We start from the raw sequence: 7,418 nt of genomic DNA, 5'->3' as shown, positions 1-7,418 counted from the left end.
CGGCGGCTCTGCGATGGGCTTGACCCGCCAGCCAGTGGCGATGCGGGCGATTTGGCGCGCCGCGTTGCTGCCATCACTACCGGCGCAAATCAAGCTGGCATAGGGGCGGCCCTGGATGCGGTCCAGCGCCGGGTAGTAGCAGCGGTCAAAAAAGTCCTTCATCAGCCCGCTGATCGATGCCAGGTTCTCGGGGCAGACAAACAGGTAGCCGCTGGCGGCCAGTACGTCGGCCGGGCCGGCATCGGGTGCGCAGAGCAGGCGTACGTGCACACCTGCCTGGCTGGCGGCCGCCGCGCGCGCGGCCTCGGCCATCTGGCGGCTGCCGTCCGTGTGGCTGTGGTAGACGATCAGGAGTTGGGCGCTGTCCATGGCCGCAAGCATAGTGGCAAAGGCGGCTGTCATGTGCAGGACGCGGGGCCATGCCACGCGCTGCGCTGCATGCTAGATTGGCTGATCGCTACCGAGGCTTGGCCACAAGGCATACCACCATGAACGACCTGTTTGAACGCATTTCCACCAGCTTCCATGCCCAAGGGCTGATGCAGACCCTGGGCGCGAGCCTGCTGTCCGTGCAGCCGGGGGAGGTGCAGATTGCGCTGCCCTACCAAAAGGCGCTGTCGCAGCAGCATGGCTTTTTGCATGCCGGCGCCGTCAGCAGCGTGGTGGACAGTGCGGCGGGCTATGCGGCGCTGACGGTGGCAGCCGAGGGCTATGAGGTGGTCACGGCGGAGTTCAAGATCAACCTGATGCGGCCCGCGATTGGCGAGCGCTTTATCGCCATTGGCAAGGTGGTGAACGCCGGCAAGCTGCTGACGGTGTGCAGCGGCGAGGTGCTGGCCTATGGGGCAGATGCGACAGCAGCGCCCAAGGTGGTGGCGCTGCTGCAGGCGACGATTGTCAATGTGAAGTACTGAGGCCGCCCACCAGCCCACCAGCCAGCCAGCAAGGCCCTGGCGGGCCGCGGGTGGGGCCTCAGTCTGCGCTCAATCCTGCCACTGGAACAGCGGCGGCTGCTTGCCGACAAAGCGGGCAATGGCCTCCTGGTGGAAGGCGCTTTCGCGGCACAGCGTCTGGGCCAGTGCTTCTTGCTGGTAGATCTCGTCGCGCTGGGTCTCAAAGGCGCGGTTCATCACGCGTTTGGTGTAGCCCATGGCCTCGGTCGGGGCGCTGGCAAAGCGCTCGGCAAAGGCCAGCGCGTCGGCCAGCACGTCTTCGCTGCCGATCTTGTAGACCATGCCCATCTGCTGCGCCTCAGGCGCTGCTACGACCCGTGCGGTAAAGGCCAGCTCCTTGGCCGCTTGCAGGCCGACCAGGCGCGGCAGCAAATACATGCCGGCCAGGTCAGGCACAAAGCCGATCTTGGCAAACACACAGCAGAACTTGGCAGAGGGCGCTGCCAGCACAAAATCACCCGCCAGCGCCAACGACAGGCCGGCGCCAAAGGCGCTGCCTTGCACGGCAGTGATGACGGGCTTTTCCATATCCAGCAATTCATCAAACCAGCGGTGCAGGCCCAGCATGCGGTTGCGGCTGTCAAACACATCCTGCTTGCCGGCCACCGCGGCCTGCATGCTCTTGATATCGCCACCGGCGCAGAAATGGCCGCCGGCCCCCGTCAGCACCACGGCCTTGATGGCGCGGTCATCGCGCACCTGTGGGATCAGGCGGCTGAAGTCCTCGCGCATCTGCTCGTCGAGCGCATTGCGGGCCTGGGGGCGGTTCATCGTCAGCACGGCGGTGGTGCCATGCATGCTCAGGGTCAGGGCGGTCATATCAGTCGGTTTTCAACAATAAAACGGTACGGCGGGCCAGCGGCGGGAGCGCGGGTTATTCGGCGCGGATGCCCAGTTTCTGGGCCACCGGTATCCAGCGTTCGCGCTCCGAGGCCACAAACTGCCCCCATTCTGCGGTGCTGGCCGCAATCGGCTGCGCACCTATGCGACGCAGGCGCTCTTGCACATCGGGCTTGGCGAGGGACTGGTTGATGGCGCGGGCCATGCGCGCCACGGCGTCGGCCGGTGTGCCACTGCGGGCCATCACGCCAAACCAGGCGCTGGCCTCGGTATCGCCAAAGCCCAGTTCGGCCAGGGTGGGCACCTGGGGCAGTGCTGCAAAGCGCTGCTTGTCCAATATCGCCAGCGGCACAATGCGCCCGCCAATGGCCTGCTGCATGCAGGAGGGCAGGGCGTCGAACATGATGTCGACATTGCCGCCCATCATGCTGGTGATGGCCGGTGCACTGCCGGAGAACGGCACATGAGTGACCTGGAAGCCCATGCGCTCGCTGGCATATTCGCCCGCCAGATGGGTGATGTTGCCGCTGCCGGCCGAGCCCATGCTGAGCGTCTTGCCCTGGCGCTGTGCCTGCTGGGCGAGCGTGATCAGCGCGCGCAAGTCGCTGGCGCCCAGGTCCTTGCGGGTGACCAGCAGCAATGGCGCCTTGCCCAGGCCCGCGACGGGCACAAAATCCTTGACCGGGTCATAGCTCATCTTGGCGTAGATGGCGCTGTTGATGACCAGCGGCGCATTGGAGCCGACAAAGAAGGTGAGCCCATCGGCGGGGGCGCGCAATGCCGTCTCGGCCGCAATCATGCCGGCTGCCCCGGCCTTGTTCTCGATGACGATGGGCTGGCCCGTGCTCTGGCCCACATCCTGGGCCACGATGCGCGTGATCTGGTCGGCGGCGCCGCCCGCAGGGTAGGGAACGACCCAGCGCAAGGGGGCATCGGCCGCGCGTGCCAGCCAGGGGCTGGCCAGGCTGGCGGCTGCGCTCCATTGCACAAGACGGTGGTGGAACTGGCGTCGGGATACGGGCATCAACTGTCTCCTAGGCAGCATCTAGTTATCGGCATGTGGGGCGCTGCCTGCCCCAGCATCCATGCAGGCTAGGGCCGTTTTTGGGTAGCGTCCAATACCAAATTGCACTCAGCTGATATGCAGGTGCATGCGGGCTTTAACCGTATGCTCTGGCTCATTCGGCGCACAGCGCTGACCACATCGAGACCTACCCGGAACCAGGAGCCCCTTCCATGACTGCATTTTTGAAGTACGAACAGCAAGGCCATGTCGTTACCCTGACGATGAGCCAGCCCGAGCGCCGCAATCCGCTGACCGGCAACACGGCGGTGGCTGAGATCCTGGCCGCCTGCGAGACCATTGCGGCCGACAGCAACGTGCGGGCGGTCATCCTGACGGGCGAGGGCCCCGCGTTTTCGTCGGGCGGTGATATCAAGACCATGCAGCAGCAGTCCTTTGGCGATGTCGATGGCATGCGCATCCGCGATGACTACCGCCGCGGCATCCAGCGCCTGCCGCTGGCGCTGTTCAACTTGGAAGTACCCACCATCGCGGCGATCAATGGTGCGGCAGTAGGCGCGGGCCTGGACCTGGCTTGCATGTGCGACCTGCGCGTGGCCTCGGACAAGGCCAAGTTTGCCGAGAGCTTTGTGAAGATGGGCATCATCCCCGGCGATGGCGGCGCCTGGCTGCTGCCCCGGGTGATTGGCATGGCGCGTGCGGCCGAGCTGTCGCTGACCGGCCGCATGATCGATGCGGCCACCGCCTTGCAGTGGGGCCTCGTGTCGCAGGTGGTGCCGGCCGAGGAACTGCTGAACGCCGCCAACGCCCTGGCCAGCGAGATTGCCGCCAACCCGCCCCAGGTCACCCGCATGACCAAGAAGCTGATGCGTGAAGGCATGCACCAAAGCCTGTCTTCGCTGCTGGAGCTGTCAGCCGCCTACCAGGCGCTGGCCCACCAGACGGCCGACCACCGTGAAGCCGTGAGCGCCTTCCTTGAAAAGCGCACCCCTGAGTTCAAGGGATAACGCAGCGTTCTTCCCCCTAGCCAAAGGCTTGTTGAATCTGACGGGCCAGCTGAAAGGCCTGCGCCTCGCTCGTGATATTGGCAAAGCCCATCAACAGGCCTTGGCGCGGCGCGGCATCAATATACCAGCGCGACAGCGGGTGCATGGCCAGGCCTAGCGCGCGGGCGCGCTGGGCCACGAGGCTGTCGTTGTCGCCGTCCTGGATCTGGCCGAGCAAGTGCAGACCGCCGGGCTGCAAGTCAATGCGCAGGCGATCGCCCAGCACTTGCTGAAAACTGCGCTGTGCGACTGCGCGGCGCTCGGCATACAAGAGCCGCATCTTCTTGAGGTGGCGGGCAAAGTGGCCCTGGGCCATGAAGTCGGCCACGCTGGCCTGCAGCAGGTAGGGGCAACCGGCATTGAGGTTGGAGCTGACGGCCTGAAAGCGGGGCACGACTTCGAGCGGCACCACGGCGTAGGCCAGGCGCAGACCGGGAAACATCACCTTGCTGAAGGTGCCGGCGTAGATCACGCGGTCCTGCCGGTCCAGGCTTTTGAGGGCGGGCAGGGGCCGGCCCTGGTAGCGGAACTCGCTGTCATAGTCGTCTTCGATGATCCAGCTGCCGGCTTCGTGCGCCCATTCGAGCAGCGCCATGCGCCGCTCCAGCGACAAGGTCACGCCCAGCGGGCTTTGGTGCGAAGGCGTCACCATCGCAAAACGCGCATAGGGGCTCAGCTGCCGGCCCGCATCCACCTGCAGGCCCTGGGCATCGACGGGCACTGGCACGATCTGCACGGCGGCATTTTGCAAAAACGGCCGCGCCAGGATATAGCCCGGGTCCTCGAACCAGAACGCATCGCCAGGGCTGGCCAGGCTGCGCAGGCTCAGCTCCAGGGTGTTGCGCAGGCCGGTGGTGACAAAGACCTGCTCGGGCACGCAGGTCACGCCGCGCGACACCGCCAGGTAGGCCGCTATGCGCTGGCGCAACTCCTCATCGCCTTGCGGGTTGGGGTAGGCGAGGCGGAAGGGCTCGCTGCTGCGCAGGCGGTGGGTGACCAGCCGGTTCCAGACCTTGCGCGGAAAGGCATCGATCGCTGGCAGGCCCAGCTGCAAGGGGCGCGGCTGCAGGCCGTCGTGGTCTACGATATCGGCGGCTGGTGGCTGGGCCATGGCTTGCGGCGCCGGGGCCGTGGCAGCCGGGGGCAGGCTCGGGGAGATGACGGTGCCCGCCGCCCCGCGTACCTGGAAATAGCCTTCATCGGCCAGGATGCGGTAGGCCAGATCGACGGTGCCGCGCGCCAGGTTCAGCTCGGTGGCCAGCGCCCGCGACGCAGGCACCCGGTCGCCGGCGCGCAGATGGCCTTGCGCAATGGCGGTCTTGAAGCGCTGGCAGATCTGCAGGTACATGGGCAGCTGCAGGCTGCGGTCGATCTGCAGCTGCAGCGCTGGCACAGGGCGGGAATTGGAAGGGTCAGACATCATGGCCTAGTCATTTTTGCATTTCTTGGCTCTTTTGGCTTGGCCAAGACCATCGCATACTGGCTACCAGCAACGGAATTCACCGACGCAACCCTGGATGGAGATAGCTATGCAAACCCGACTCGACTTCTACACCGCCGACCCCGCCATCATGAAGGCCCTGATGGGCGTGGAAAACCAGATTGCCAAGGGCAGCCTGGACATTCTGCTCAAGGAACTGGTGCGCCTGCGCGCCTCGCAGATCAATGGCTGCGCCTTCTGCCTGGACATGCATGTGACCGATGCCGTAAAGGCCGGCGAATCCAGCCGCCGCCTGGCCACCGTGGCCGCCTGGCGCGAGACGCCTTTCTTCAGCGACCGTGAGCGTGCTGCGCTGGAATGGACCGAGGCGCTGACGCTTGTCTCGCACGACCATGTGCCCGACGCCGTCTGGGACGCTGTGCGCCCCCACTTCACGGATGCCGAGCTGATGGAGCTGACCGCCGTGATCACCTCGATCAACAGCTGGAACCGCTTTGCGATTGCCTTTCGCAAGATGCCCGTTTAACCAACGCCATCGACGCGCGGCAAAGGCAGCAACGGTGGCACAAGGCCGCTTATGAAAGTCCTTGTACTGGGCGGCTGTGCGCTGCTGGGTGCCAAAGTGGTCAGCAACCTGCGGCAACTGGGCTACCCGGTGGTCGCCGATGTGGACCCCAGGCTGCCAGCTGCGCTGCATGGCGCCCAGGTGCTGATCGATGTGCGCGATCCACCTGTGATGGAGACGGCCGATGCGCTGGATGGCTGGGCGAGCGCATGCCGCCAGCTGAATGCTGCCATTGCCGCTGCAGCAGTGGCGCACCATATTGCGCTGTCGGCCTTGGGGGTGCAGCGCTTGCAGCACAGCGGCTACTACCAGGCGCTGGCGCTGCGAGAGCAGCTGATCCAGGCCGGCAGCACGCCCTACACCGTGCTGCGTGCCGCACCCCTGTACGAAAGGCTGGCGCAGCTGGCACAGGGCGGCGCAGCCGGAACTGCGCTGACCATGCCCCTAGCGCGTATGCAGGCGATGGCCGCAGAGGACCTGGCGATGCTGGTGGCCGATGCCGCGCTGGCGCAGCCGCTGGATGGCTGCATGGAGGTGGCCGGGCCCCAGAAGATGGCGATGGCCGACTGGATGCAGCACTACCTGCGCTTGCAAGGTGATCCGCGTACGGTGCAGGGCGATGCCGTTATGCCTTACCGGGGTGCGCTGCTGGACGATGACTGCCTGGTCCCCACAGGGCCTGCCCGTCTGGGACGGACCACGCTGGCGGCCTGGGTCTGTAAATGCGGGGCGGCTTGATGCCCCAGGCATTGGCTGGACACCGGGGTGTGATTATATTCAAACGATTGGACGACTGATGACCCGTACCTTGCTCTTGAACTGTGGCCCCCATGGCCAGGCCAGCCATGGCTACCAACTGGCGACCGATATGCTGGGCGAGCTGGGCCTAGCGCAGCAGCCGCTGCTGGAGCGCGATCTGGTGGCGACACCGATACCGCCGATCAGCCGCGACTATGCACTGGCAATCACCGCCAATGCCAGCGCAGATGCACCCGCGCTGGCCTGGTCGGAAACGCTGATCAAGGAGCTGGAAGACAGCGATCTGCTGATGATTCTGACCCCCATGCACAACTTTGCCGTGCCGGCCACGCTCAAGCTCTGGCTGGACCATGTGATCCGTATCCACCGCAGCTTTGCATCCACGCCCGAAGGCAAGATTGGTTTGATGAAGGACCGTCCTAGCTTGGTATTGGTGAGTTCCGGCGGCTTCCATACGGGGCCCCGTGCCAAGCAGGAAGACTTTTTGACGCCTTATCTGCGCTATGCGCTGGCCTCCATTGGCATCCGCAATGTGCATTTTGTGTTGCTGCAAGGCCTGGTATTTGGGCCTGATGCGGTAGCTGCTGCAGTGGATGGCGCCAGAGATGCGTTGCGTGAGCAGCTGGCCCCATTCAAGCAGCAGGCGCTGGAGGCTTTGGCTACTGCGCGCTAACAGGACGGGTGGCTGGCGCAAGTGGGCAGCAGACAGCGATGGCTGGCAGCGCGGGCTGCCGAGCACGCGGGCCTTGCGCCACCACGGCCTGGTCTGGCCTGGGCGTCAGGAAGGGGG

General features: G+C 65.4%; 9 protein-coding genes. 5 read left to right on the top strand and 4 right to left on the bottom strand.

Going from position 1 to position 7,418, the window contains the following annotated elements:
• The coding region (locus H928_RS26685; protein ID WP_239644908.1) for a flavodoxin family protein at positions 1–369 on the bottom strand (369 nt) is incomplete at its 3' end.
• A gap of 119 nt (positions 370–488) precedes the next feature.
• Between H928_RS26685 and H928_RS0107605 the strand changes: the two genes are divergently transcribed.
• The gene (locus tag H928_RS0107605) at positions 489–914 is read left to right on the top strand and encodes a PaaI family thioesterase (protein ID WP_021025943.1); all 426 of its coding nucleotides are present in this window, start codon (positions 489–491) and stop codon (positions 912–914) included.
• Positions 915–983: 69 nt separating this feature from the next.
• Here the strand turns inward: H928_RS0107605 and H928_RS0107600 are convergent, their stop codons facing one another.
• The gene (locus H928_RS0107600) at positions 984–1,772 is read right to left on the bottom strand and encodes an enoyl-CoA hydratase/isomerase family protein (protein ID WP_021025942.1); all 789 of its coding nucleotides are present in this window, start codon (positions 1,770–1,772) and stop codon (positions 984–986) included.
• A gap of 55 nt (positions 1,773–1,827) precedes the next feature.
• Positions 1,828–2,817, bottom strand: a complete 990-nt coding sequence (locus tag H928_RS0107595) for a tripartite tricarboxylate transporter substrate binding protein (protein WP_052329824.1) — start codon at positions 2,815–2,817, stop codon at positions 1,828–1,830.
• A gap of 212 nt (positions 2,818–3,029) precedes the next feature.
• Between H928_RS0107595 and H928_RS0107590 the strand changes: the two genes are divergently transcribed.
• Complete coding sequence (locus H928_RS0107590) at positions 3,030–3,824, top strand: crotonase/enoyl-CoA hydratase family protein (RefSeq protein WP_021025940.1); 795 nt, start codon at positions 3,030–3,032, stop codon at positions 3,822–3,824.
• Between the two features lie 16 nt (positions 3,825–3,840).
• Here the strand turns inward: H928_RS0107590 and H928_RS0107585 are convergent, their stop codons facing one another.
• A complete protein-coding gene (locus H928_RS0107585) occupies positions 3,841–5,283 on the bottom strand; it encodes a PLP-dependent aminotransferase family protein (RefSeq protein WP_043339217.1) in 1,443 nt (480 codons plus the stop codon).
• Positions 5,284–5,392: 109 nt separating this feature from the next.
• Between H928_RS0107585 and H928_RS0107580 the strand changes: the two genes are divergently transcribed.
• The 3 genes from H928_RS0107580 to H928_RS0107570 are packed head-to-tail and all read left to right on the top strand — an operon-like array spanning position 5,393 to position 7,301.
• Complete coding sequence (locus tag H928_RS0107580; protein ID WP_027010670.1) at positions 5,393–5,830, top strand: carboxymuconolactone decarboxylase family protein; 438 nt, start codon at positions 5,393–5,395, stop codon at positions 5,828–5,830.
• Between the two features lie 51 nt (positions 5,831–5,881).
• Complete coding sequence (locus tag H928_RS0107575) at positions 5,882–6,607, top strand: SDR family oxidoreductase (RefSeq protein ID WP_021025938.1); 726 nt, start codon at positions 5,882–5,884, stop codon at positions 6,605–6,607.
• Between the two features lie 58 nt (positions 6,608–6,665).
• Positions 6,666–7,301: an FMN-dependent NADH-azoreductase gene (locus H928_RS0107570; protein WP_021025937.1), complete on the top strand. Its 636-nt coding sequence runs from the start codon at positions 6,666–6,668 to the stop codon at positions 7,299–7,301.
• Positions 7,302–7,418 lie beyond the last annotated feature (117 nt).

Source organism: Comamonas sp. B-9, assembly GCF_000410635.1.
Lineage (GTDB): Bacteria > Pseudomonadota > Gammaproteobacteria > Burkholderiales > Burkholderiaceae_C > Comamonas.
This window is presented reverse-complemented; position numbering and strand designations above follow the sequence as displayed.